At 31.1% G+C, this 25,442-nt stretch carries 24 protein-coding genes; 16 read left to right on the forward strand and 8 right to left on the reverse strand.

Going from position 1 to position 25,442, the window contains the following annotated elements:
* The first annotated feature begins 12 nt into the window (after positions 1-12).
* From ACWJJT_RS15385 to ACWJJT_RS15425, 9 genes are all read left to right on the forward strand, one after another.
* Positions 13-1,380, forward strand: coding sequence for a CCA tRNA nucleotidyltransferase (locus ACWJJT_RS15385; protein ID WP_462955319.1), 1,368 nt, complete (start codon positions 13-15; stop codon positions 1,378-1,380).
* 180 nt (positions 1,381-1,560) lie between these two features.
* Entirely contained in the window at positions 1,561-1,791 is a 231-nt protein-coding gene (locus ACWJJT_RS15390; protein ID WP_462955320.1) for a DUF1292 domain-containing protein, read from the forward strand.
* 67 nt (positions 1,792-1,858) lie between these two features.
* The gene (locus tag ACWJJT_RS15395) at positions 1,859-2,017 is read left to right on the forward strand and encodes a hypothetical protein (RefSeq protein WP_165411718.1); all 159 of its coding nucleotides are present in this window, start codon (positions 1,859-1,861) and stop codon (positions 2,015-2,017) included.
* A gap of 173 nt (positions 2,018-2,190) precedes the next feature.
* On the forward strand, positions 2,191-2,820 hold the full coding sequence (locus ACWJJT_RS15400; protein ID WP_462955321.1) for an HD domain-containing protein: 630 nt from the start codon (positions 2,191-2,193) through the stop codon (positions 2,818-2,820).
* Between the two features lie 149 nt (positions 2,821-2,969).
* The gene (locus ACWJJT_RS15405) at positions 2,970-3,839 is read left to right on the forward strand and encodes a radical SAM protein (RefSeq protein WP_462955322.1); all 870 of its coding nucleotides are present in this window, start codon (positions 2,970-2,972) and stop codon (positions 3,837-3,839) included.
* Between the two features lie 46 nt (positions 3,840-3,885).
* On the forward strand, positions 3,886-4,875 hold the full coding sequence (locus ACWJJT_RS15410; RefSeq protein ID WP_462955323.1) for a biotin--[acetyl-CoA-carboxylase] ligase: 990 nt from the start codon (positions 3,886-3,888) through the stop codon (positions 4,873-4,875).
* Positions 4,876-5,010: 135 nt separating this feature from the next.
* Positions 5,011-5,253 carry a DUF1292 domain-containing protein gene (locus ACWJJT_RS15415; RefSeq protein WP_462955324.1) on the forward strand — a complete coding sequence of 81 codons (243 nt, stop codon included), beginning with the start codon at positions 5,011-5,013 and terminating at the stop codon, positions 5,251-5,253.
* A 111-nt stretch (positions 5,254-5,364) separates the two neighbouring features.
* Positions 5,365-5,856, forward strand: a complete 492-nt coding sequence (locus tag ACWJJT_RS15420; RefSeq protein WP_462955325.1) for a UPF0158 family protein — start codon at positions 5,365-5,367, stop codon at positions 5,854-5,856.
* A 51-nt stretch (positions 5,857-5,907) separates the two neighbouring features.
* Positions 5,908-6,609, forward strand: coding sequence for an MgtC/SapB family protein (locus tag ACWJJT_RS15425; RefSeq protein WP_462955326.1), 702 nt, complete (start codon positions 5,908-5,910; stop codon positions 6,607-6,609).
* A gap of 249 nt (positions 6,610-6,858) precedes the next feature.
* Here the strand turns inward: ACWJJT_RS15425 and ACWJJT_RS15430 are convergent, their stop codons facing one another.
* From ACWJJT_RS15430 to ACWJJT_RS15440, 3 genes are all read right to left on the reverse strand, one after another.
* Positions 6,859-8,430, reverse strand: a complete 1,572-nt coding sequence (locus tag ACWJJT_RS15430; RefSeq protein ID WP_462956796.1) for a DEAD/DEAH box helicase — start codon at positions 8,428-8,430, stop codon at positions 6,859-6,861.
* 121 nt (positions 8,431-8,551) lie between these two features.
* Positions 8,552-9,076, reverse strand: a complete 525-nt coding sequence (locus tag ACWJJT_RS15435) for a QueT transporter family protein (protein WP_462955327.1) — start codon at positions 9,074-9,076, stop codon at positions 8,552-8,554.
* A gap of 176 nt (positions 9,077-9,252) precedes the next feature.
* On the reverse strand, positions 9,253-10,314 hold the full coding sequence (locus tag ACWJJT_RS15440; RefSeq protein WP_462955328.1) for an IS30 family transposase: 1,062 nt from the start codon (positions 10,312-10,314) through the stop codon (positions 9,253-9,255).
* A gap of 284 nt (positions 10,315-10,598) precedes the next feature.
* Here ACWJJT_RS15440 and ACWJJT_RS15445 point away from each other — a divergent pair, with 284 nt between their 5' ends.
* Genes ACWJJT_RS15445 through ACWJJT_RS15455 form a run of 3 tightly spaced genes read left to right on the forward strand, consistent with a single transcriptional unit; the run spans position 10,599 to position 13,895 of the window.
* Entirely contained in the window at positions 10,599-11,849 is a 1,251-nt protein-coding gene (locus tag ACWJJT_RS15445) for a M16 family metallopeptidase (RefSeq protein WP_462955329.1), read from the forward strand.
* A 2-nt stretch (positions 11,850-11,851) separates the two neighbouring features.
* Entirely contained in the window at positions 11,852-12,736 is an 885-nt protein-coding gene (gene recX / locus ACWJJT_RS15450) for a recombination regulator RecX (RefSeq protein ID WP_462955330.1), read from the forward strand.
* Positions 12,711-13,895: a transglutaminase domain-containing protein gene (locus ACWJJT_RS15455; RefSeq protein ID WP_462955331.1), complete on the forward strand. Its 1,185-nt coding sequence runs from the start codon at positions 12,711-12,713 to the stop codon at positions 13,893-13,895. The genes recX and ACWJJT_RS15455 overlap by 26 nt, the downstream gene beginning before the upstream one ends.
* 19 nt (positions 13,896-13,914) lie before the next feature.
* Here the strand turns inward: ACWJJT_RS15455 and ACWJJT_RS15460 are convergent, their stop codons facing one another.
* The 3 genes from ACWJJT_RS15460 to ACWJJT_RS15470 all read right to left on the reverse strand — a co-directional run bounded on the left by ACWJJT_RS15460 (position 13,915) and on the right by ACWJJT_RS15470 (position 15,891).
* Entirely contained in the window at positions 13,915-14,271 is a 357-nt protein-coding gene (locus ACWJJT_RS15460; protein WP_462955332.1) for a tetratricopeptide repeat protein, read from the reverse strand.
* A gap of 92 nt (positions 14,272-14,363) precedes the next feature.
* The gene (locus tag ACWJJT_RS15465; protein WP_462955333.1) at positions 14,364-15,164 is read right to left on the reverse strand and encodes an ABC transporter permease; all 801 of its coding nucleotides are present in this window, start codon (positions 15,162-15,164) and stop codon (positions 14,364-14,366) included.
* Positions 15,148-15,891, reverse strand: a complete 744-nt coding sequence (locus tag ACWJJT_RS15470) for an ABC transporter ATP-binding protein (protein WP_462956797.1) — start codon at positions 15,889-15,891, stop codon at positions 15,148-15,150. Before ACWJJT_RS15470 ends, ACWJJT_RS15465 begins: the two co-directional genes overlap by 17 nt.
* Positions 15,892-16,634: 743 nt before the next feature.
* Here ACWJJT_RS15470 and ACWJJT_RS15475 point away from each other — a divergent pair.
* The 4 genes from ACWJJT_RS15475 (at position 16,635) to ACWJJT_RS15490 (ending at position 22,937) form a co-directional block, all read left to right on the forward strand.
* Positions 16,635-20,915 carry an acyl-CoA dehydratase activase-related protein gene (locus ACWJJT_RS15475; RefSeq protein ID WP_462955334.1) on the forward strand — a complete coding sequence of 1,427 codons (4,281 nt, stop codon included), beginning with the start codon at positions 16,635-16,637 and terminating at the stop codon, positions 20,913-20,915.
* Positions 20,916-21,466: 551 nt separating this feature from the next.
* Positions 21,467-21,649 carry a hypothetical protein gene (locus ACWJJT_RS15480; protein ID WP_216302018.1) on the forward strand — a complete coding sequence of 61 codons (183 nt, stop codon included), beginning with the start codon at positions 21,467-21,469 and terminating at the stop codon, positions 21,647-21,649.
* Between the two features lie 273 nt (positions 21,650-21,922).
* Entirely contained in the window at positions 21,923-22,468 is a 546-nt protein-coding gene (locus tag ACWJJT_RS15485; RefSeq protein ID WP_216302019.1) for a PadR family transcriptional regulator, read from the forward strand.
* A 1-nt stretch (position 22,469) separates the two neighbouring features.
* The gene (locus ACWJJT_RS15490; RefSeq protein WP_216302020.1) at positions 22,470-22,937 is read left to right on the forward strand and encodes a hypothetical protein; all 468 of its coding nucleotides are present in this window, start codon (positions 22,470-22,472) and stop codon (positions 22,935-22,937) included.
* A gap of 388 nt (positions 22,938-23,325) precedes the next feature.
* Here ACWJJT_RS15490 and ACWJJT_RS15495 read toward each other — a convergent pair whose 3' ends face one another.
* Both ACWJJT_RS15495 and xerA read right to left on the reverse strand, forming a co-directional pair.
* Positions 23,326-24,513, reverse strand: coding sequence for an IS91 family transposase (locus tag ACWJJT_RS15495; RefSeq protein WP_462955335.1), 1,188 nt, complete (start codon positions 24,511-24,513; stop codon positions 23,326-23,328).
* A complete protein-coding gene (xerA, locus tag ACWJJT_RS15500) occupies positions 24,506-25,363 on the reverse strand; it encodes a site-specific tyrosine recombinase/integron integrase (RefSeq protein ID WP_462955336.1) in 858 nt (285 codons plus the stop codon). Before xerA ends, ACWJJT_RS15495 begins: the two co-directional genes overlap by 8 nt.
* Between the last annotated feature and the right edge of the window lie 79 nt (positions 25,364-25,442).

Here is a 25,442-nt window from a genome sequence, read left to right on the forward strand (position 1 = left end):
AGGGTGAGTGGAATGATTAAAGATAATACTATATTTGTAGGCTTTATGTTTATACCAAATGATGTAAAAGTAATTTTAGACACTTTAAAAAATAATGGATATGAATCTTATATAGTGGGAGGAAGTATACGTGATTCCAAAATCGGGACATCCATGCCCAAGGACTATGATGTAACTACCAATGCCCTACCACAAGAGGTTATCAAACTCTTTGACAAAACTGTGCCTACAGGTATAGAACACGGAACTGTTACTGTTATGATAAATGGAGATGGATACGAAGTTACAACTTACAGAATAGATGGTGAATACTTGGACAATAGAAGACCGGATGGTGTTACATTCGTTTTAAATTTAAAAGAAGACTTAGCAAGACGTGATTTCACTATAAATGCTTTAGCTTTTAATGAGGAAGATGGGCTTATAGATTATTTTGGTGGCACCGAAGATTTAGAGAATAAAATAATTAGAGCCGTAGGCGAGCCTAATAAAAGGTTTCAAGAAGATGCGCTAAGAATGCTTAGAGCTATTCGTTTTTCAGCCAGGTTAGATTTTGAAATAGAAGAAAAAACTTTAGAGGCTATAAAAGCAAATTCGTTACTTATATTAAATGTAAGTAATGAAAGGATTAGAGATGAATTATGCAAAATGATGGTATCTAATAATACAACAAAAGCTTTAAGATTACTTGAAGAGACTAAACTATTAGAGGTCATACTACCAGAGATTCAATTAGCTGTAGGGTTTAATCAGCAAAACCCTCATCATGATAAAGATATATTTGAACATACTTTGTCGGTTGTAGAAAAATGCCCACATTCACTTAATGTGAGAATAGCAGCATTATTACATGACATAGCTAAACCTTACTGTTTCACTATTGGCAAAGATGGGATAGGTCATTTTTATGGACATGATAAAAAAGGTGTTATATTATCTGAGCAAATACTAGGGCGTCTTAGATTTGATAATCAAAGTATAAGTGAAATTAGTGTTTTAGTAAAGGAACATATGAATGTGCTTACAAGACCAACAGATGCTTCTGTAAAACGTCTTATTAATAGAGTAGGTGTAGATTTAGTATGTGATCTCTTCGCCTTGCAAAGAGCGGATGCACTAGGTTCACGTTTTCCAGAAGTGAGATTAAAAGAAATTAATAAGGTAGAAGAAAAAACATTGGCTATCTTAGAATCTAAAGTTCCACTATCTATAAAAGAACTTGCAATAAACGGTGGAGATTTAATGAGTGAATTTTCTATTAAACCAGGAGAAAAAATAGGTGATATGCTTAGATTTCTTTTAGATAAAGTATTAGAAAATCCGCAATTGAATAGTAAAGAGAAACTTTTAGCTATAATTTATGATGAATATGTAAAGTGAAAAACTAAAATCGAAGACTACTCTTCTCCTATTTCACTGGAAGTGATTTCAGGTCGCACAGGAGAAAGTTATACGGATGCATTTTTTTTATTCTAGGAGATTTCCTTTTGAGTTATTATGAAAATTTGGTATAAAACATTTACTTAGGCACAAAATAATACATGAGAGAAGGTGTAGTGTTTGAAAGCTAGTGAAATAATTACTGTACTAAATGAAAATGGTGAGAAAGTCGACTTAGAACTGATTGATGCTATTAAAATGGATGGAAATGAATATGTGATAGTTGGTCCTAAAGATTCGGATGAGGCATATGCTTACAAGTCAGTTGTAATTAATGGAGAAACAGAATACTTGTCCATAGGACAGGGCCAAGAGTTTAAAAAAGTATTACAGAAGTTTAGCGAGCAGTAATACTGCGGTGGCAGAGGCAACATATTTAGAAGTATGTAGTAATAATAAGTAATTAGGAGGAGTATATATGAAGAGTCGTGAAGAAGCTAAGAAGGAAAATTTACGTGATTATATTAAGAAAGATACAAAAACACAAAATGGACATTCTAAAAATCAAATTATTCAAACCGTTGAAGAAAGCGCATATAACGAAAGTGTTTTTGAAACCAAAAAAAATGGATATTAGGTATCTGAAAAAAAACAACTAATAAAAGATACATTAATAAAAAGAGCAGGTGTTTGTTATCTAAGCTATGATAGTATATAGTTTAAATAAAGGTTAGCTTGCTCTTTTTGTTATAATAACAAAATGTGATGTAAATAAAAAAATATCAATAATAGATAGAAAGGACTTAATATATGATAAAAATGTTTGAAGAATTTGAGAGGCATTTAATGGAAGATGATAAGCCGTCTATATATTTCGATAAAATAATAAATAATAAGATCATCTTTAATGAATATCCATATACATTGTTAAGTCGTTTAGTAGATATTCCCCAATCTCCACAGTATCACCCAGAAGGAAATGTATGGATTCACACAATGTTAGTCGTGGATAATGCAGCAAAAGTAAAGGAGAAAAGTGAATGTCCTAGAGCGTTTATGTGGGGGGCATTATTACATGATTTAGGGAAAGCACCTACTACAAAAATCAGGAAAGGAAAAATAACGTCTTATGACCATGACAAGGTTGGTGAAGATCTTAGCATAAAATTTCTTGAAGCGCTTACAGATGAGGTCGAATTAATTAATCAAGTTTCAGCTTTAGTTAGATGGCATATGCAAACTCTTTTTGTAAACAAAAAATCACCTTTTGGGGATATGAAAAACATGTCTCAAGAAATATCTTTTAAAGAAATTGCCTTATTATCACAGTGTGATAGACTTGGTAGAGGGGAAATCAGTGAGGATAAAGTTAAAGAGGAGAAAGAAAATATTAAATCTTTTATTCGCACTTGTGAAGAGTATTTATTACGCTCCAAATAATTTACATAGATTGATAGCACTAAATTACTTTGTGAGTTTAATGAGTATAGTATAAAAAGGATTTATTTTTATGGAAAAACCTATGATATACTAATAAAGTATGCAACAAATAAAATTCATTGAATTTACGAAGTTTGGAGATGATTATAGTGAGGTATGAAGGAACAGTTTACAGACCACCAAGTGAGGCCTACAGTCTTATACTGCAAGTTACAATCGGATGTTCACATAATGCGTGCAGCTTTTGCAATATGTACAAAGATAAGAAGTTTAGAATACGGGATTTAGTAGATATTATGGCAGATTTACAGCATGCTAAATCAACCTACGGGGTAGTTAAAAAGATATTTTTAGCAGATGGAGATGCTTTAGTTATTGAAACTAATAAATTGAAATTGATTTTATTAAAAATAAGAGAATTGTTTCCTCAGTGTGAAAGAGTGGGAATTTATGCAGCTCCTAGTGATATTTTAAGAAAATCTTTAGATGAGCTTAGACAGCTTAAGGATCTTGGCGTTGGGATTGTGTATCTAGGTGTTGAATCTGGAAGTAATGAAATATTAAAAAGTATAAATAAGGGCGTAACTGCTGAGAAAATGATTATTGCAGGCCGCAAGGTTAAAGAAAGTGGAATAAAGTTATCCACTACATTGATTTCAGGAATAGGTGGCACAGAAAAAATAAGTGAACATGCAATAGAATCGGCTAAACTTATAAGTGATATAAACCCAGATTATGTAGGATTTTTAACTTTAATGTTAGAGAGTGGAACCCCTATATATGAGGATGTACAGAACGGGACTTTTCATATATTAACTCCAGAACAAATAATGTATGAGATGAGAGAGTTCCTTAAAAATGTAGAAGTTACTAACTGTGTTTTCAGAAGCAATCATGCTTCAAATTATATGGCACTTTCTGGTACATTGCCACAAGACAGGAATCAGTTAGTGGGAGACATTGACCTTGTACTGAAAGGCAAATATAGGTATAGGCAAGAGGAATACAGAAGACTATAAAACGATTTTCCTCAGAATTCGGTAAAACAAAAAGGGTGTGGGTGTTATGAAGGAAAAAATCATTAGGCTACTTAAGGAAAGTGGAAATAATTTTGTGTCTGGTCAAAAAATTAGTGAAGATTTAGGCGTTAGCCGTGCAGCTATTTGGAAACATATAAATATAATTAAAGAGGATGGCTACGAAATTGAATCAATTTCAAGAAAGGGTTATAGAATAATTTCGTCACCGGATATACTTACATTTGAGGAAATTAAAAATTTTTTAAGTACAAAATACATAGGTAGAAATATTATTCACTACGATTCTATAGGGTCAACTAACTCTAAAGCTAAAGAGCTTGCGGAGACAAAGCAAGATCACGGCACAGTTATAATAAGTGAAGAACAAACATTAGGACGTGGAAGGCTCGGGCGAAATTGGGTATCTCCAAAGCATAAGGGCATATGGATGTCCATAATACTTAGACCAAATATTAATACACAAAATATATCACAAATAACCCTACTTGGGGCAGCAGCTGTTCAAAAAGCTATTATGAAAATGGGAATTAAAACTAGTATTAAGTGGCCTAACGATATAGTACTTAATGGTAAAAAAGTATGTGGTATATTAACGGAAATGAGTGGGGAAGTAGATCATATTAATTATCTAGTTATGGGAATTGGTATAAATGTAAATTTGGAAAAAGAAGATATACCAATTGATCTAAAAGATGTGGCTACATCTATAAAGCTTGTGAGTGGCAAATATATGGAGAGGAAGCTTTTGCTTGCCAACATATTAAATATTTTTGAGGAGCTATATAGTGATTTTATCCAAAATGGAAATATAGAAGAAACTATACAGATTTGTAGAAGAAATTCCATGCTTATAGGTAAAGAGATCCAATTATTTAATAGAGGAAAAGTAACAACAGCTAGGGCAATAGATATAAGTGATCAAGGAGAATTGGTAATTGAAAATTACAAAGGTATAGTAGAACATATTGTTTCAGGAGAAGTTTCTATAAGAGGAATTTCCGGATATAGTAAATAAACTGATGTTTGATATGTTTAAGGTATAATGTAGGATAATTTCCTTTTGAAATGTTATTAAATCTATATTTTTATATAGACAGTATAGCTAGATTAACGGTATAATGTGGTTATTAAGGTTGAAAGGAGAATAGACATGGAAGAAAATAAAATTATAACAATGCTAGATGAAGATGGAGAAAAGGTTGATTTTGAATTAATCGAAATTATTGAATTAGATGAAAATAAATATGCTTTATTAGCTCCTATAGGAGAAGAAGATGATGCTTTTGTCTATAAAATAGAAATGGTAGATGGTAAAGAGCAATATAATGCAGTAGAAGATGAAGAAGAATTTGAAAGGGTTTTAGAAGAATATGATTCATCTTTTGAGGAATAAATAGTAGACCAATAACCCAATAAATCGGTAAGGTTTATTGGGTTTTTACTATAAATATTATAATTTTTTTAGATATTAAAAATTATTGTAGTAACTGGAGGGGGTGAAATTTTGAATTTAGTAGAAATTAATATGGAGGCACTTATAGAGACAATTTCGCATGTTGATGACAATTTAGGGAAAAGCTTTCTAGACACAACTACTGGTGAGGTTATATATATTCCTACAGAAGTAAGTGTAGCATTAGAAAATGGAACTTTAAAAGAAGATACATTTGATAAGTGGTTAAAAGAATTTGTCATCACCGCTATACTTATTAGCGAAGATGATGTTAATAGATATTTAAGAACTCCTCTAATAGATGAAGACTTTTATATAAGTGCAATGAAAAAATATGTTAATAGTATAATTAGTAATTCAGATTTAAAACTAGAATTAAAAAAGGCACTAATAAGTGAAGAACCTATAAAAAGTTTTAAACATATTCTAATGGATAAACCAAATGCAACTGATGGATGGTATGAATATGAAGATAAATGCATAGAAGATTTTGTTAGAACATGGTTAAAGTCAATTGGTATTGAATTAAAGTATTTAAATTAAACTAAAGTATTTACTTTAAAGAAAAGCAACCTATTTGTTGGAGGTATATACATGTTAGTATATGAAGTAGCAATAAGGCTTGCGCTTGCAGTTTTAGTCGGTGGCTTAATTGGATATGAGAGAGAATATAAGAATAGACCAGCTGGTTTTAGAACTCATATATTAGTATGTCTAGGCGCGGCAGTTACCTCAATGATACAATTATATTCAATTCAAGAAACAACTAATATGATACTGCAGCATCCAGAACTCCAAAATGTCATGAAAGCAGATATTGGAAGACTTGGGGCGCAAGTTATATCGGGAGTAGGATTCTTAGGGGCGGGGACTATTATACATGAGAAGGGATCAGTAAAAGGACTTACTACTGCAGCAAGTTTATGGACTGTGGCATGTATTGGACTTGCAGTTGGTCAAGGTTATTACACTTTAAGCATATTATCAACTATATTTGTTTTTATAGTATTAGTATTTCTTAAGACTTTTGAAGCTAAGTTATTTAAAAACATTAATATTCTTAAAATAGAAATTCAATACGTTAACAAGAAGAACATGGTGGAAAAATTAGAACAGTACTTTGATGGTATGGGCATAAAAGTTAAAAATATAGATTTTTTAATTGATGAGGAAGAGGAAAATCCAGATTACAGCACAACAATGTATACAATTTTAGCTCCCAGACATATAAAGAGCAGTGGGATTGTGCAAAAACTATGTGCTTTTGAAGAAATATACAAAGCAACTATATTATAAGAGAAAAATAAGAAGTGTACTTATTTATAAATCACATATATTAGCGAAATCTCAATTAACAAGATAAAAATCAATGTGTAAATAAGTTTTTTAAATTTATTCATTATTATCACCCCATTTATATTGTATGTTAAAAGAGACGATAAAATAATCAAATCATCGCCTGCGGAGCTGAAATATCTTTAAAAGCAAATAAAAATACGCGAAAAAAGAGCACTTATTAATAAGTGCTCTTTTGATTTAACAAATCTATCTTCTAGATTTAGCTACTTCAATATTTACTTTTCTACTATTTAATTTCTTACCTGAACTATTGTTTAAAATAGAATCTACTAAGTTCGCAGGAACATCTAAGAAAGAAAATTTATCTAAAATATCAATACGGCCAAGTTCATTTTTATTAATGTTAGCAGTCTCGCATAGGAAGGATATAATATCTTTAGTCATAACTTCATCCATTCTTCCTATAGATAAGAATAGTCTAACATTATCTGTAGTTGTAGTTGTAGCATCATCTGCATAGTTATAGTTAACTTCTTTATCAAAAATAATTTTGATTAGGGAAGCAGCTACATCTTCATCACCAAATTCTTTTATAAGATTTTGTCCTAGTGGAAGAAAGTTTTCATATAAATTTTCTTTTAGAACTAATTTTATAGAATCTAAAATAGTTTCTGATTTTGCAGCGAATATATCTGTTATAGTAGGTACAGTTTTTTTAGCGATGATACTTTTAGTATCACGTTCAATTTGTCTTATAGCAGATGCTTCTCGTCTTGTAATAAGACTATAAGCTGTGCCTTCTTTACCAGCTCTACCTGTTCTACCAATTCTATGTATATATGATTCGCTATCTTGTGGTAAATCATAGTTTATTACATGCGTAACATTTTCAACGTCAATTCCTCTTGCAGCTACATCTGTTGCAATTAAGAAATTCAGATTACCATCTTTGAATTTTTTAAGAGTATTCATTCTTTGACTTTGTTTCATGTCTCCGTGCATACCTTCTACTGTATAACCTCTAGGTTGTAATGCATCAACTAATTCATCTACACCCTTCTTAGTTTTACAGAATAGTATACAAGTTTTAGGAGCATCAACGTCAAGAATTCTACATAATGATTCAAATTTATTTTTTGGGTTTACTTCATAATAATATTGTTCAATCTTAGAAACAGTCAAAGATTTCTTTTCTATTGCAATAAGCTTTGTTTCAGGATGCATATATTTTTTTGACAATATTTTAATAGCTCTTGGCATAGTAGCTGAGAAAAGTAAAGTCTGTCTATCTTCACTTAAATTACTTATAATGCTTTCGATATCTTCAATAAAGCCCATGTTTAACATTTCGTCAGCTTCATCTAAAACAAGATACTTAGCATTAGCGAGTTTTAAAGTGCCTTTTCTAATATGATCTAATAATCTGCCTGGAGTTCCAACTACAATATCTACTCCTCTTTTTAAAGCGGATATTTGTCTATCGATAGATTGGCCACCATAGATTGGTAATATTTTAATTCTTTCATGTTTTGCAATACGTGAAAGTTCTTCAGCAACTTGGACAGCAAGTTCTCTTGTTGGAGACATTATTATTGCTTGAACTTTTCCATTTGGTCTTTCCATTAGGCTTAAAATAGGTGCACCAAAGGCTAATGTTTTACCAGTTCCTGTTTGAGCTTGACCTATAATATCAAAGCCATCTAGTACAACTGGAATAGCTTTTGCTTGAATATCAGATGGATATTCAAATTTAAGATCTTGTATAGAGTGGAGTACGGATTCGCTTAGTCCTAGTTCATCAAATTTAAGTTTGTCAATTTTGTTCATTAAAATTCCTCTTTCTTTTCATAAAGTATCAAATACATCTTATTATTACAAAAATATATACAAAATAATAAATATTAAATCAAAAAAGCAAATTCAAATTGCTTTTTTATAATTATTTAAAAAAATTCCTCAAAGTTGAGTTCTTCTCAATAACATAAATAAGAGGCAATCCAATTCCATAACAGCAGACTAATTCTCCCCATGCAACTTGCAGCATACAAACTATAAGGGGCATGTCATTAACATATAAAAGCTTTAACAGTATGCCTATAATAATGGCATTAACTACTACAGCCGGTAATGGAGCAAGTATTCTTTTGAATTTAAGTTTGCTTTTACCAATATAGTAAGTTGAAATCGCAGCTATAAGCGTTGCAAGGGAACCGAAAACCATATCCATAATACCTAGTGGACTTATAATATTAGAAACTATACAACCAATTAGCAGCCCAGGAATAGAAAAGGATGCAAAATAAGGTAAAATAGTAAGTCCTTCAGCGATACGATATTGAATAACTCCAAAGCTGAAAAACGATAAGCTCAGAGTTAAGGCTACATAAATAGCAGCCACCATTGCTGCAAAAACGATCTTTCTTATTTTTACAGACATAGTTCCTTCATTTAATTTAATATTCATTTTTGTGCCTCCGTAGTTTTATTTTAAGACAGGATGGTTACGAACTGTCTATGAGTATTTGACTCGAATCTTTATTTTACTCCATATTTCGCAATTAGTCAATAGGGCTTTCAGATTTTTTGAGGTTGTGTAGATTGCAATATAAAATGTCCGAAATTTTCACGAAAAATATAATGTTAAGTTGTAATGGTTTTCTGTTCCATCATATTGGAAGATAAACCGTTGAAAATCCTTCTTGGATAATTGTTGATCCAGTGCTGTATTTGCATAATTTGTTTTTTAGAGAATGCTGAAATATCCACACCTTTTGGGATAAATCGTCGTATCATTTTATTGATATTTTCGTTTGTGCCTCGCTCCCATGAACTATATGGGTGAGCATAATACACTTTAGTTCTCTTTCGTTTATTTCTTACTGAGTTCTCAATACCCTCGAAATCAAGGTTCTCACAGCCGTTATCACAGGTGATTGTTTTAAATGTTTTTGAGAATAACATTCCCATTTTACGCTCCAATTTGTCCAATTCTTTCACGACAGCCGCCTGTGATTTAGATGGTATTTTAAAGACTAACTCCTTACGAGTTACTCTTTCACTTAACACCATTAAGACAGTTTTTGTACCCTGTTTGCCAACTACAGTGTCCATTTCCCAATGGCCTATCTCATCACGTGCAGCTACCGCTGCAGGTCTCTCCGATATGCTAGTTCCTTTGGTATTGTTATACGCTGATCTTATTTTTTTATAGTTTCTCTTTTTAGCATTCTTTTTAACAGGCAGATCTTTGTTACTTATATTTAAAAACAAATTATTATCCAAATAGTTATACACAGTTTTGAAGCAAATAGTTGTTTCAAATTGTAGATTTTTATTTGTGATATTTTGAATAGCTGCATACGGAGATTCGCCATCTATACCAATAGCTTTTTCTAAGTACCTCACCAATTTGTGATCTTTTCCTATTTTTAATGCAGGACCTTTAGCGGCACCTTGTTTGTCATGCTCTGACTGCCCAATTTCTGCGCTATATTCCATTCGAGTGGTTAAGTCACTATTCAATAGTTCTACAATTCCTTTAGCAATTTCACGCCTTATTGTACGTTCTGAGCGCCCACCTATTTGCTCCGCAATACGAGTTGAATTAAGTCCCATTTTGTGTAAAGCTTCTAACTTTATGCGTTCCTCGTATGTTATGTGTTTACCTTTTCTGCTCTGTGTGATAAAATCTAATTGACTCATTTGAAATCCTCCCGTATATGTTGGTTTAGTCACTTAACATTATACAAGAGTATTTCTCTTGAGTCTTTATTTTTTTGTTACTCTTCGGTCATTTCATTATACAACTTACCGATTTTTTGAGGTTGTAGAGAATTAATTCTAGTTTTAAATACGTTGAAATTATGGTCTAAAATAGTTAAAAGTATGATATAGTTAAAATATATATGAATTTGTTTTTTGAAGTTAGTATTACAGAGTCGCAGGTGATGATTTAATAACATAGTTTTTGGTTAAAGGAGAATATGATGAGTAAAGAAATTTTTAATACAAAACAAACACAATTAAGTAATGGTATTAAACTTATTACTATTAAAAAGGATAGTCAAATTTCAGCAGTTCATGTTGGAGTAAATATAGGTTCTCTTTTTGAAGAAAAAAATGAAAAGGGAATAGCACATTTTATAGAACATATGCTTTTTAAAGGAACTGAGGGTAGAACTAACGAAGAACTAAACAGCAATCTAGAAAATTTAGGTGGGGAATATAATGCATACACGGATTTTAATTGTACAGTATATACTGCGACAATTTTAAATGAAGAATTAGAGAACTCGTTAACACTTCTCGGAGATATGCTATTAAATTCAACCTTTCCAATTGATGAAATTGAAAAGGAAAGGGGTGTAATACTCGCTGAAATTAGAACTATTAATGATGACATTGAAGATTTAAGCTTTAAGAGAATTAATGAAATTGCTTTTAAATATAGTCCACTTAGAGAAGATACTATTGGTAGTGAAAATATTATAAAAAAAGTTACAAGAAAGCAACTTGTTGATTTTTATAACAAATATTATTTGCCTAATAATTGCTTCATATCTATTGTATCGTCGTTTGAACATGAGGATATAATAAACATGGTTAACAAATATTTTGGTGATTGGATAAAGAGGGAATTTGAAAAGAAACAAATAACTTTTGAACATCACAAGTCTATAAAAAAAGTCTCATATAAAAAAGAAATTGAGCAATGCACTATACTGTATTTATATACCTTTAATGGACTATCTAAAGATGAGGAATTAGCACTTAGAATATTAAACTATAAATTTGGAGAAAGTTCTAATTCTATATTATTTAGAGAACTTCGAGAAGAAAGAGGATTGTCATATGATGTTTACACTCATTTAGATACTTCAAATAACGTTAAAATATTATATATTTATACATCGGTGTCAGAAGAAAATGTAGATGAAGCAATCGATGTAATAGATACCGCTATTAAAGATATCAAAAGTGAAAAAATAGTTTTTGACGATAATACGATTGCATTGATGAAAAAAATAATGAAAACTGCTATAGCTTCAACCTTAGAGGACTCAACAGACCTTGGAAGTTATGTAATACATCAAGCTATGGACGATGAAGATATATATCAGTTTACTGATGATATGGATAACATGGAGAATATTAAAAGTGAAGACCTATATAATATTTCAAGAAAAGTATTGCAGGAGCCAACAATTCACATATTTTTACCAGAAAAGAGAGTGTAAAATTGAGTAGTATTATAACAAAAATTGAAATACAAAAAAAAAATAAGCGGAGAGTTAACATCTATATGGATGGCGAATATGCATTTGCTTGTGATGCAGAATTTATATATATCCATAATATTACAAAAGGCAGAGTTATGGACAAACAGAATTTAGAAGATATAGCTAGTGAAGATAATTATATTAAGGGGAAAACCTGCGCACTTCACTTTTTGGAGAGAAGCAATAAATCGGCTAAACAAGTAGTTGATAAATTAACGATAAAGGAATTTGATACTAAAACTATAGATAGAGTACTGGAATTTTTAAAGCAGTATGATTTTATTGATGATAAGCGTTTTGTTGAATTATTTATAAAAGAAAAAATCAAGTCTAGTGGTAAAAATAAAATTAAGTTTGCTTTATTAAAAAAATCTCTTCCAAAAGAATTAATTAAAGAAGAACTTAATAAGATAACTAATGAGCAACAGCTCGAAACAGCTTTGAAATTAGGTGAAAAAAAGATCGTTACAATATCTAAGAGTGAGAAGGATACAAAAAAACTTTATAAAAAAACATCAGACTATTTAGCTCGCAGTGGATATGATTACGAAATAATTAAAGAGGTTTTGGCTAAGATAACTGAAGATGACAAAGGAGAGGAATCATGCGATAATGCGCCCTCCGAAGATAATTATCAAGAAGATTATAATAAATTATACGAGTTAGCTAGTAAAAGATACAGCATATTAATCAAGTCAGAATTGCACAAAATAAAGCTATATAAAAAGCTAGGAGACTACCTTTTAAGAAGAGGATTCCAGTGGGATCAAATTAAAAAAGTATTAAAAGATTTAATTAATGGCACAGAAGATATTGTTAATGAAAGCGGTGATAGGAGTGTTTAAAGAGCCCGTAAGCTTAATTTTACTGTTATTGTTTATATACCCAATAATTAAAGGGTTTATATATAAATTCTCATCGGAGCATTTAAAAGGTGGCATTGAGGGAGTTTTTCAAAGTATATCTTTTTTGCTTTCTTTATGTCTAGGTATTTATTATACGAAAAAAGTGCTTATTCAGCACCATGAAGGTATGTATGAGAAAATATATAAAAGTATACCAATGAATGTTATAGGGTTTATTAATAGCAAACCATTAGTGATTTATATATTAATAATGCCAATAGTGATATTAATAATTTATAGTGTTATAAATTTTGTAATTAGTATTATTTCTCACATTACTTTTTATCCTCTATTTGATAGCATAGAGCGCAAAGTAAGGCAAAAAAGTGTTTTATTTAATAGAATTATAGGTGCAGTATTTCAGTTGCCTAAAGCAATATGTTATGTAATTGTTATTACTTTCATATTTAATTTTTTATCACTTCTTAATATAACTGATACATATAATAAGTATTTGGAAGAATCACAAGTATATAATTATATATCCAAAGAGGTAGTTATTCCATTGACTAATTCAAAGCTTGCAAAAAAGCTTCCGAATGTTGTAGATAACTCTTTTAAAATTGTAGTAAAAGAGGCTTCTACTTTAGAACCTAATTTACAAAACAAGCCAAAAGGTATAATTTATTATAATGGTATTACTCTGGATCAAGGGGTTAAGTCTAATGATGAAATTAATAAGTTTGCAATTACCCTGGCTGAAGGTAAAAGTGGTACAAGGGAGAAAGCAAGGGTTATTTATAAATGGGTAGGTAGTGAAGTAGCTTATAGCGATGAAAAAGCAAATAGAGTATTAAATAACGATTTAGAAGCGAAATCTGGTGCCATCCCAACTTTTAACTCTAAAAGTGGTATATGTTTTGATTATGCATGTCTATATGTAGCTATGTGCAGAGCTAATAATATAAAGGTGAGAATTATAACAGGCCAAGGATTCAACGGAAGTAATTGGGTTAGCCATGCTTGGAATCAAGTATATATAGAGGAAGAAAACACCTGGATTAATGTAGATCCAACATTTTTAATTGGTGGGGATTATTATGATAGTAAAAGATTTGATATAGATCATAAAGGAGAGAATATAGCTGGAGAATGGTAATAGAATAGCTCCCTAAGTTTTAGGGAGCTATTCTATAGCTTTTTAATAATAAATTAATGGCTTTTTCGCAATCTGTATCTTCATTATTTAATGACCAAGCGGTATTGAAATAATATAATGATTTTTGCTTGTTAACACACATAGCATAGCAGTAAGCTAAGTTGAAAAAATATTTACTTTCGCGGCGCAGGCTTATAGCAGCATGCAATAAAGGTATTGCCTTTTCGTATTTTTTTAAGTGAATAAAACATACTGCAGTATTATAAAGTGAACCAGCCTCATTATCTTTCATTTCTGCGGATTTTTTATAGAGAATTATTGCTCTATTATAATCTTTAGTATTGTATACTTCGTTAGCTCTTTGAAAGTATTCCATTATTATCCTCCTTGTAATTCTCCGAAGAATTATAAACTTGTTATTCTAAATACTGTCCAAGGATTTTAAAATGTATTCATTTAAGTGGAATTTTATTTGTTTTTATTAACCACTTTTTTTTCGAAAAGTGCAACCAGTTCATACATAAGATAAGCTAAGATAGAAAGTATTACTATGCTCATCATTACCATATCTAGTTGGGAAACTTGACCACCATAGATTATTAAAAATCCTAAACCTTCTTTAGCCACTAAGAACTCACCCATAATTACTCCCACCCATGAGAGGCCTACATTGATCTTAAGTGCAGAAATAAAAGCTCCAATAGATGCAGGAATAATTAGATTAATCAATATTTGGTATTTAGAAGCTCCGAAGGTTTTTAAAAGTTTAATTTTATCTTCATCCACTTCTCTAAAACCGCTCAGTATACTAATTATGGTTACAATTATTGATATTAAAAGCGCGATTACTATTATTGCCTTTACTCCGTTGCCTACCCAAAAAATAATAATAGGTGCAAGTGCTACTTTAGGTAAAGCATTTAATACTATTAAGTATGGATCCAAAACTTTTGAAACAAAATCGGACCACCACAATAAGACTGCAATTAAGGCCCCTAAGATGGTTCCAAGTAAAAAACCTGTTATTGTTTCAAAACATGTTACTGATATATGAGTTAGCAGTGTACCTTCATTGTATATTTGTATAAAGGAATTAAACATTTTTGACGGTGTGCTTGTTAAAAAGGAATCAATCCATTTAAGTCTGCCAGCTATTTCCCAAAGGCTAAAAAAAACAATTAGTATTATTATTCTTGTGAAAATAATAGTGTATTTCTCTCTTTTTACATTTTTCATATAATTCTTTTGCTCATCACTTTGAATCAGCATTGCTATTCATCTCCTTCCAAATTTCATTGAAGTAAACTCTGAAATTTGGAGCTTCTCGACGCTTGAGAGGACAGGAAAAATCTTCTCCAAATTCAATATTCATCTCTTTAACGATTACAGCAGGTCGATTTGAAAGTATAATAATTTCATCTGACATAGCGATAGCTTCAGAAATATCATGAGTTACCATTATAGTAGTCTTTTTTTCTTTTTTTATAATTTCATAAACTTCATCACTAATGTTTAATCTAGTTTGGTAGTCTAAAGCTGAGAAAGGCTCATCTAAAAGAAGGACTTCGGGGCTTAAAGCTAGGGTGCGAATTAAAGCAACTCTTTGGCGCATGCCTCCGGATAATTCTCTAGGATGATGATTTCTAAATTCCCAGAGACCATAGCTTATTAAAATATTTTTTACCATTTCCTTATTGTCATCTGTAATACGGTGGTTAATTTTGAGACCCAAAAGTACATTGTCCCATATGGTTAACCAGTCGAATAATTGATCCTTTTGAAACATATATCCAATTTTTGAAAGGCTTGAGCTATTATCGTGACTTTTAATTACTATTTCGCCATATGACGGAGTAATTAAGCCTGCTATTATATTTAACAGCGTAGATTTCCCACAGCCAGAAGGCCCTACAATACTTAAAAAGTGACCTTCTTCTACACTAAATGAGATATGCTTTAAAGCAGGAGTTTCTGCAGTTAAAGAGTGATAATTCATGCATATATTATTAATTTCTACTTTAATCACTTTATCATCCCCTTGAGAGTTATAGTTTAGTATATGAGGTTAGATAATGTATTGTTAACGACATTTCAGAAGGGTCACCCACTTACTTAAGTAGGAATATACATACTATAATAAAAATAAGAGTTAAGTAGAAATATAAAACGCCTTCTGAAGTCGTTAATATTGCAGCATCGCAGATGATGATTAACAACATTTCAGAAGGGTCACCCATTTACTTAAGTAGGAATATACATCTATAATAAAAATAAGAGTTAAGTAGAAATATAAAACGCCTTCTGAAGTCGTTAATATTGCAGCATCGCAGATGATGATTAACAATATTTCAGAAGGAAAGCCACCCACTTATATAAATACCATAATAAATAGATAGGGATGTACATACTATAATAAAGAAAAAATAGGTTGAAAATATTATGGTTATTGAGTTATAATTTTATATACTTATGTTTTAATATTATACAAATGCAATTAATAATTACAAATTTTATCAATAATGATATGTAATTAATAGAAAAAATATTATAAGTATCTGTAGCAGAGGGAATAAATTCGGTTTTTGAAGAATAAAGATATATAATAAATAGGCTATTTACTAAAATATTAGGTTATTTTAAAAAAGGGAGATTGAATCCAACTGCATTAACATATATAATAAAATATTAGGGTCAAAAAACACAAATAAATCCAGACTTGCGGGGAAAGAGAAGATAATTATGAAAAAAATATTACATGTTGGATTAGATGTAGGATCTACCACTGTTAAAATAGTAGTGTTAAATAATCAAGAAAAAATAATATATAGTAAGTATCAAAGGCATTTTTCTGATATAAAAAGTACAATAGCCGAGCTTTTATATGAGGCTTATAATGATTTCAGTGAATGCGATATAACTATAGTGGTAACGGGGTCTGGTGGACTAGCCTTATCTAAATGGCTCAATATCACATTTATTCAAGAAGTAGTTGCCAGTACTTATGCTATAGAAAATATTATCCCAAGAACTAATGTGGCTATTGAACTAGGTGGAGAAGATGCAAAGATTATATATTTTGATGGAGGAATAGACCAAAGAATGAATGGTACTTGCGCTGGTGGTACTGGCGCATTTATTGATCAGATGGCATCACTGCTTCAAACGGATGCAGCGGGACTTAATGAACTTGCGAAGAAGTATAAAACTATATACCCAATTGCAGCTAGATGCGGAGTTTTTGCTAAAACTGATATTCAACCCTTATTAAATGAAGGTGCTGCAAAAGAAGATATTGCTGTGTCAGTTTTTCAATCAGTAGTTAATCAAACTATTAGTGGACTTGCTTGCGGTAGACCGATTACGGGAAATGTTGCATTTTTAGGTGGACCATTATATTTCTTGTCTGAACTACGACAAAGGTTTATTGAGACCTTAAAGCTTTCAGATGATCAAGTTATTTTTCCTAAGGATTCTCAGTTATTTGTTGCGCTAGGTGCTGCTATGTCGTCAAAGAATGAGGTCATTATTTCTTTTGAAGAACTAAAGAGGCAGCTTCCAAAGTTAAAGGAAGTATCGAGCCTCGATGTTCGAAGACTTAGACCTTTATTTATAGATGATGCAGAGCTACAAGTATTTAACAAAAGGCAGAGCGAATATAAGGCAGTAAGAAAAGAATTAGCGGATTACGCGGGGAATTGTTTTTTGGGAATAGATGCTGGATCTACAACTACCAAAGTTACACTTATAGATGAGGAAGGCGCAATTTTATACTCTTACTATGGAAGTAATGAAGGCAATCCATTGACTGTAGTTAGTAAAATATTAAAACATATATACACTATTTTACCGAGTGAAGTAATTATCAAAAATTCAGCGGTAACAGGTTATGGTGAAAGGCTAATAATGGCTGCATTAAAAGTGGACGTTGGAGAAATTGAAACTATAGCTCATTACAAGGCAGCAAAATTCTTTTTGCCAGGAGTAGACTTTATATTAGACATTGGCGGGCAAGATATGAAGTGTTTAAAAATAAAAGATGGAGTAATCGATAGTATAATGCTAAATGAAGCATGTTCTTCTGGTTGTGGTTCTTTTATAGAAACTTTTGCTCATTCTTTAGATATGCAAATATCAGATTTTGCAAATGTAGCCTTGTGTGCTAAAAGTCCAGTGGACTTAGGTTCAAGATGTACTGTGTTTATGAATTCAAGGGTTAAACAGGCTCAGAAGGAAGGCGCCTCTATAGGGGATATATCATCAGGACTTTCTTATTCGGTAATAAAAAATGCACTGCTTAAAGTTATTAAGATAAGAGACCCAAAGGACATGGGTAAGAAAATAATAGTTCAAGGCGGAACATTTTATAACGATTCGGTACTTAGGGCTTTTGAAATTATTTCAGGACGAGAGGCGGTTAGACCAGATATTGCAGGACTAATGGGTGCATTTGGTGCCGCACTTATTGCAAAGGAAAGAGCAGTAAAAAGCCAAATTTCTACATTGTTATCACTCGAACAATTGGATAGTTTTAATGTAGAAACTTCAATGGGTAGATGCAAGCAATGCGCAAATCAATGCGTTCTTACAATTAATAAATTCGATAATGAAAGGCAATTTATAACTGGTAATCGCTGTGAAAAAGCATTAGGAAAAAGCAGTAAAAAAGAAGAGGTTCCTAATCTCTATGACTATAAGTATAAAAGAATATTTGATTATACTCCATTAAAGAAGGAAGAGGCATTTAGGGGTGTAATAGGCATTCCAAGAGTACTTAACATATATGAAAATTATCCGTTTTGGTTTACCTTCTTTACCAATTTAGGATTCAGGGTAGAAGTATCCCAAAGATCTTCTAAACAGGTATATGAAATGGGAATTGCAACTATTCCCTCAGAATCTGCTTGTTATCCGGCTAAAATAGCACATGGGCATATAATGAGTCTTATAAATAAGGGGGTAGACACTATATTCTATCCTTGTATTCCATATGAAAAAAAGGAGCAATCAGGCGCGGATAATCATTATAACTGTCCTATAGTAACTTCATATCCTGAGGTAATAAAAAATAATATGGATATTTTGAAGGAACGAGATATTAAGTTCCTGAATCCTTTTATTTCTTTAGATAATAAGAAAAAAATAATTGATAGATTAGCGGGTGAGCTAGCGAGTTTTGGAATTGATAAAAGAGAAGTTGCTATGGCGGTTAAAAAGGCATGGATCGAAAATGAAAAGGTAAAATTAGATATTCAAAGTAAAGGTGCGGAAGTCGTACAATATATTAGGAGGACCGGAAAGAGGGGTATTGTTTTAGCAGGGAGACCTTATCATATAGACCCAGAAATTAATCATGGAATTCCTAGTTTAATTACGGGGTTTGATATGCCCGTGCTTACAGAGGATTCTGTGGCTCATCTAGGTGTTGTTGAAAGACCTTTAAAAATAGTAGATCAATGGGTATATCATTCTAGGTTATACGCAGCGGCGAGTTTTGTAGCAAAAGAGCCCAATATTGAGCTTATTCAGCTAAATTCTTTTGGGTGTGGACTTGATGCAGTTACCACGGACCAAGTTGGAGAAATTTTAGAAAATAGCGGCAAGATATATACAAGCTTAAAAATTGATGAGGGAAATAACTTGGGAGCTGCTAGAATTAGAATTAGATCCTTAAAAGCCGCCCTCGATGAAAGAGACAAGAACGGAACTTTGCCGAGTAAAACTGAGGAAATCAACAGTAGAATTATTTTCACCAAGGAAATGAGAAAAAATCACACGATTTTATGCCCACAAATGTCTCCGGTGCATTTTCAATTTGTACAGGAAGCTTTTAATTCATCAGGATACAATTTAGAAATTTTACCTTCGGTAGATACTAAAGCTGTAGATGAAGGCTTAAAATATGTAAATAATGACGCTTGTTATCCAACAATAATTGTAGTAGGACAAATAATTGCTGCTTTAAAATCAGGTAGATATGAAATAGATAATACCTCCGTTATAATTTCTCAAACCTGTGGAGGATGTAGAGCTACAAATTATATTGGATTCCTTAGGAAAGCCTTGAAGGAAGCGGGGTTTCCAAAGGTTCCAGTAATATCCTTAAATGCTGCTGGTCTTGAGAAAAATCCGGGTTTAAAATTCACATATCCAATGGTTAAAAAATCGATAATGGCTTTAGTGTACGGAGATTTGTTTATGAGGGTGCTATACAAGGTTAGACCTTATGAGAAGATACTAGGCTCAGCTAATTTACTTTATGAAAAATGGGTGAAAATATGCAAAGAAGCCGTGACAAGAGGTAATAGTCGCGAGTTTAATAATAATATATCTTCTATAGTAGCTGACTTTGACAATTTAGAGATCAAAAACATTTCCAAACCTCAGATAGGTCTAGTAGGAGAGATTTTAGTTAAGTTCCATCCTACAGCTAACAATAACATTATAGATGTTATTGAAAATGAAGGTGGGGAGGCAGTTATGCCGGATTTAACGGACTTTTTCTTATACTGTGCATATGATGCTGATTTTAAATATAAGTATTTGGGTAAGAGTAGGACTGATAAAGTACTAAGTAATATTGCAATTCGATATATAGAAGGTTTCAGAAAATGTATGAAATCGGCTTTAGAAAGTAGTAAAAGATTTCACGCACCTAAAACTATACAGGAATTAGCGAAAGGAGCATCACCTATTTTATCACTAGGTAATCAGGCAGGTGAAGGATGGTTTCTTACTGCTGAAATGGTTGAGCTTATTGAAAGTGGAACAAGAAACATAGTGTGTATGCAACCTTTTGCTTGTCTTCCAAATCATGTAACAGGTAAAGGAATGATTAAAGAATTAAAGCGGAGGTATCCAGGCTCTAATATAACCGCTATAGATTATGACCCGGGTGCAAGTGAAGTAAATCAAATTAATAGAATAAAGCTTATGATGTCCATTGCTTTTAAAAACCTTAAGAGTGAGGAAGAAGTTAAAATTGCGCACCAAGAAGTAGCTAGTGATAAAAAAACAGATTAAAAATCTAATGAATTGTTAATTACAAGTTTTTTCTTAAATTATGCTACAACGAAAAGTATATATTGCTAAGTGATTTCACATCGCGAAGTAATTCTAAAATCTATTTTATTTACAGTTGCTAAAAAATACAAACTCGCTTACGCTCAAACATATATTTTTCTTCACCCATCTGTAATTAAAATAAATTAAGAATCACTAAGGCTAGTTCAAATGCATTTTACGCAATATATACTTTTGTTAGCATAATCCAAGAAAAAATATTCAAATCATCATATTCCACACAATGTATTATGATGAAAAAGTATGGAATTTATTGATATAGACACATAAAAGAATATGGAATATAAGAGAGGGGTAATACCTTCTTTTTTTATGGAATGAATTAATTATCTGATTTATAATACATTTTGTGTAGAATTATAATTTATTATTTGGAGGAAAAAATGAAACCAATAAAATTAAATAACTTTGAAGCATATACGCTAAAAGATGACTTTTACGGTGAAATTATTTCCTATATGTTAATTGCAGATTTCAGAAGAAAATGAACATTGGATGATTTTCCAGAATTAAAAAGAATAGAAGAGGAAGAAGAGTTTGAAAGAAGTAATTTTATTAAGGTAATATTTTTGCATAATTCACAAATTGAAAAAGATCTTGAGAATGAACTAGTAAGCATTGCAGGAGGATTTTTAGAAAATAAGGATGAGTGCCATTCAAATAAAACGCAATGATTTTATCATAGCGTTTTGTTATAACTATATCTAAGTGTAGTTATATTGTATTAAATCTTAATTTTAACAAGTATTTTCTCATATAGAAGTGCACCATTAATAAATTTATTTTGTTTATTAGAATTGACATACTCAAATTTTCGTATTATTATATCTTTAAGATATATAACTAAAAGATACATATCTTAAAGATATAATAATGGGGGATCAACTATGAAAAGACAAAATATTAGAAAATTGATTTTAACAAGTGAAATAAAGGGGAGGACATAAGTGAAAAAAACAAGGTATGTATTACTTGGACTTCTTCAGGAAGAAGAGCTAAGCGGATATGAAATGAAAAAAATTATAGATATACGAATGTCATTCTTCTGGCAGGAGAGCTTTGGGCAAATATATCCAGAACTTAGAAAGATGATAGAAGAAGGATTAATTGAGTTTTCTAACAACGAATCAAACGGAAAAATAAAACGTGAAAAAATAAGATATAAAGTGACTCCCGAAGGGGAAAAAGAGATAAGGCAATGGATGGAAGCAGATAATGAAAAAGACACTTCTAGAAGTGAATTCCTTTTAAAAATGTTTTTATCAAATGAGAAAAATGTGGAGGAAATGCGAAAACATATTATTCGGTTTAAAGAACAATCAGAACAAAAGTTGGAATTATTTAATTTGTTTGATGTGCAGTTAAATAGAGACATAGAAATACATAATAATCATAAGCATATACTTTATGTATTAAATCTAGGCATACGTCAGGCAAAGTTATATATTGATTGGAGTAAGGAAATCTTAGAACATTTGGAGAAGGGAGAATAATATGGATAAAGTAATGGAGATTTTACAAAATAACATAGGATTCTCATGGAAAGGGTTAATAGTCTTTATATTACCTATGCTACCGAATATTCTCTTTTTTATATTGAAGGATCCAAATGGTTCGACGGTAGTAACCAATAAACATCTCTTATTAGATATTATTGAGCATGGCAGTCAAACGATATTTTTTGCACTTTTGATATTTGGGGTCAGTAAGAAAGTTTCTCCAATATTATGTGGATATACAATTTTTATGTTAATAATATTATTATCATACTATGGATTTTGGATAGCATATTTTACAATAGGTACTAATTTTATTATGATTATATCAATGGCTGTTTTTCCTGTAATTTATTTCATTTTAGCAGAAATATGGCTTCACAATCTATTTGCTATTGTACCACTAACGATTTTTGGGATAGCACATACTATAATTACTTATATAGATTATTATTCATCATATTAATATAACAATAAAACCTCAGTTATTCAAATCATAGTTTATTATATTGTATACTTATAGATTTATAGTTTATGTGAAAATGATTTATTCAGTTTATATATTTGATTCGCAAAATGAACAGGCTCGGATTCAGATGTTGAGCCGACAAAAGCTATCACCTTAAGTATATACTTAAACGATGATAGCTACGAAAGTTGCTCAATGTCTGAAACGAACTATTGAACGATGTCGCGTTAGCTCTACTATGGAGATTCAATCATTCACCTCTTTCTGAAATTAGCTTTAACATTAAGATTATTGATATAATTTCCACAATTATATCAATAATTCTTAGAATTTTAGATTCTCTTCTAAAAATAGACGTAATTTCCCCCTCCCCTAAATAAAGATTTTATGCTATTTTATTTATTTCTTCTGGTGGAGAATAATTTTGGCGATTCAACTTCTCTTTTGTAACCATTTCACCTTTATCACAGCAAGGACAAATATTTATATCTATTCCTGTCAGCTTAAAAAGAAGTTCTGCTACACTTAACTTAACTTCTAGATCTTGTTTTTTATTTTGTACTGCGCCTGTAAGTTCTTTGCATTTTTGAAGTTTGGTTGATCTATTTCTATTGCTTAATATTCCATAGTGTCTAATTTTAACAAACTTTCTTGGTAAAACATGCATGAAAAATCTTCTCATAAATTCGTCTACTGTAAGAGTCATAAATTTTTCTTTATTATGGTCTCTATAATCTTTCCACTTAAATGTTACATAGCCATTTTCCAAATTTATAATTCTATGATTGGATATAGCTACTCGATGAGAATATCTACCAAGGTACTCAAGCACGTGCTCTGCACTCCCGAAGGGGGGCTTACAGTATACAACCCATTCTTTTTTATATAACTTATCTATGAAACTCTGAAATATATGTTTTTCTGTTAATTCCTGAATCCCGGTAGTATATTTAAGAGCATTATTATAATAAGCTTTTTTAAGATAAAATAAGAATTTACCTCTAAATTTTCTTGATAAAACTTTCACCGGAATAAAAAAATCTTTCTTTGAGTTTATCCATCTTGTACCATCAAAAGTTAATCCACCGCTTGGAACTATACAATGAATATGAGGATGATTCATAAGGTTTTGACCCCACGTATGAAGGATACTCATAAAACCAATTTCCGCTCCTAAATATTTTTTATCTCTTGATAGTTCAAGTAGAGTTTCAGAAACAGAGTTAAATAGTATAGAATACATTTCCTTTTGGTTTGTAAGTGTTATAAAGTTGAGTTCTTGTGGTATAGTAAAAACTATATGAAAATACCCTACGGGTAATAAATCTTCTTTTCTTTTTTGAAGCCATCTTTCTTTGGCTAAAGTTTGGCATTTAGGACAATGCCTATTTCTACAAGAATTATAAGATATTCTTATGTGCCCACATTCATTACACTCATCCACATGACCACCGAGTTCCGCTGTTCTACAAGACTCAATAGCAATCATAGTTTTTAAAATATGTAGCGGCAGCTTATGATTTCTTCTATATTCATCACCAAATTGATTAAATATGTCTTGAATCTCAATCATCTTGTTCACCTTTTTTATCTAGAAGTGAATCCAATGGACTTTTTATATTAAGTAAATCCAGCCTCCTAAGATGTAAATAGATAGTTGTAGTATTTATTTGAGTATGTCCTAACAACCTTTGGATATAACATATATCTGTTCCATCATCTAACAAATGAGTGGCAAAACTATGGCGAAGTGTATGAATAGATGCTTTCTTAGTGATTCTAGTCTTTTTTATAGATTTTTCTAGCATTCTTTGAACACTACGATGACTTATAGCTCCAGTGCCACCACTTCCAGAAAATAAATATTCCGTAGGGTGATATCTTTTCCAATACTCTCTGAGAACTTCAAGATTTACTTTTGATAACAAGGAATACCTATCTTTTTTACCTTTACCCTGTCTTATTAGTATTTGCATATTTTTACTATCAATATCTTTTATTTTTAGATTACAAACTTCACTGACCCTTAATCCTGCGGAGTAAACCGTCATGAGAATTGCCTTATGTTTAAGGTTTTCAGTAACGTCAAAAATAGAGTTAACTTCCTCCGGAGATAAAACAGAAGGTAATCTCTTTGGTTCTTTAAGCCTCACAATTTTATTACTGTTCCAATTCCTATCTAACGTTTTAGTATAAAAAAATTTAAGGCTTGAGTTAATATAATTAACAGTACATTCACTTAATTTTTTTTTCGTGATACAATAGTGTAAATAATCGCGTATTTCTTTTTCACCTAAAAACTTTGGTGATTTATTATAAAATTTAGCAAAGTTACTAACATGATTGGTATAGGCTTTTATGCTTCCAGGGCTATAACCCCTTAGTTCCATATCCATTTTCAATCTTTCTCTTAATTCTGACATAAATAATAACACTCCCTTATTTTTTATTTCGACAATAAAAGTTTATAGGAAGTGTCTATTATAAGAAAGAAGTATCTTA

It is taken from the genome of Clostridium sp. CM041 (assembly GCF_055081035.1).

Excerpts from the sequence above, each read along its gene's own strand:
- ACWJJT_RS15445 (WP_462955329.1), top strand. The coding sequence starts at position 10,599 with ATGAGTAAAGAAATTTTTAATACAAAACAAACACAATTAAGTAATGGT.
- ACWJJT_RS15440 (WP_462955328.1), bottom strand. The coding sequence starts at position 10,314 with ATGAGTCAATTAGATTTTATCACACAGAGCAGAAAAGGTAAACACATA.
- ACWJJT_RS15495 (WP_462955335.1), bottom strand. The coding sequence starts at position 24,513 with ATGATTGAGATTCAAGACATATTTAATCAATTTGGTGATGAATATAGA.
- ACWJJT_RS15490 (WP_216302020.1), top strand. The coding sequence starts at position 22,470 with ATGGATAAAGTAATGGAGATTTTACAAAATAACATAGGATTCTCATGG.
- ACWJJT_RS15470 (WP_462956797.1), bottom strand. The coding sequence starts at position 15,891 with ATGAATTATCACTCTTTAACTGCAGAAACTCCTGCTTTAAAGCATATC.
- ACWJJT_RS15460 (WP_462955332.1), bottom strand. The coding sequence starts at position 14,271 with ATGGAATACTTTCAAAGAGCTAACGAAGTATACAATACTAAAGATTAT.
- ACWJJT_RS15465 (WP_462955333.1), bottom strand. The coding sequence starts at position 15,164 with ATGCTGATTCAAAGTGATGAGCAAAAGAATTATATGAAAAATGTAAAA.
- ACWJJT_RS15410 (WP_462955323.1), top strand. The coding sequence starts at position 3,886 with ATGAAGGAAAAAATCATTAGGCTACTTAAGGAAAGTGGAAATAATTTT.
- ACWJJT_RS15385 (WP_462955319.1), top strand. The coding sequence starts at position 13 with ATGATTAAAGATAATACTATATTTGTAGGCTTTATGTTTATACCAAAT.
- ACWJJT_RS15475 (WP_462955334.1), top strand. The coding sequence starts at position 16,635 with ATGAAAAAAATATTACATGTTGGATTAGATGTAGGATCTACCACTGTT.
- xerA (WP_462955336.1), bottom strand. The coding sequence starts at position 25,363 with ATGTCAGAATTAAGAGAAAGATTGAAAATGGATATGGAACTAAGGGGT.
- ACWJJT_RS15425 (WP_462955326.1), top strand. The coding sequence starts at position 5,908 with ATGTTAGTATATGAAGTAGCAATAAGGCTTGCGCTTGCAGTTTTAGTC.
- ACWJJT_RS15395 (WP_165411718.1), top strand. The coding sequence starts at position 1,859 with ATGAAGAGTCGTGAAGAAGCTAAGAAGGAAAATTTACGTGATTATATT.
- ACWJJT_RS15415 (WP_462955324.1), top strand. The coding sequence starts at position 5,011 with ATGGAAGAAAATAAAATTATAACAATGCTAGATGAAGATGGAGAAAAG.
- ACWJJT_RS15435 (WP_462955327.1), bottom strand. The coding sequence starts at position 9,076 with ATGAATATTAAATTAAATGAAGGAACTATGTCTGTAAAAATAAGAAAG.
- ACWJJT_RS15455 (WP_462955331.1), top strand. The coding sequence starts at position 12,711 with ATGAAAGCGGTGATAGGAGTGTTTAAAGAGCCCGTAAGCTTAATTTTA.
- ACWJJT_RS15400 (WP_462955321.1), top strand. The coding sequence starts at position 2,191 with ATGATAAAAATGTTTGAAGAATTTGAGAGGCATTTAATGGAAGATGAT.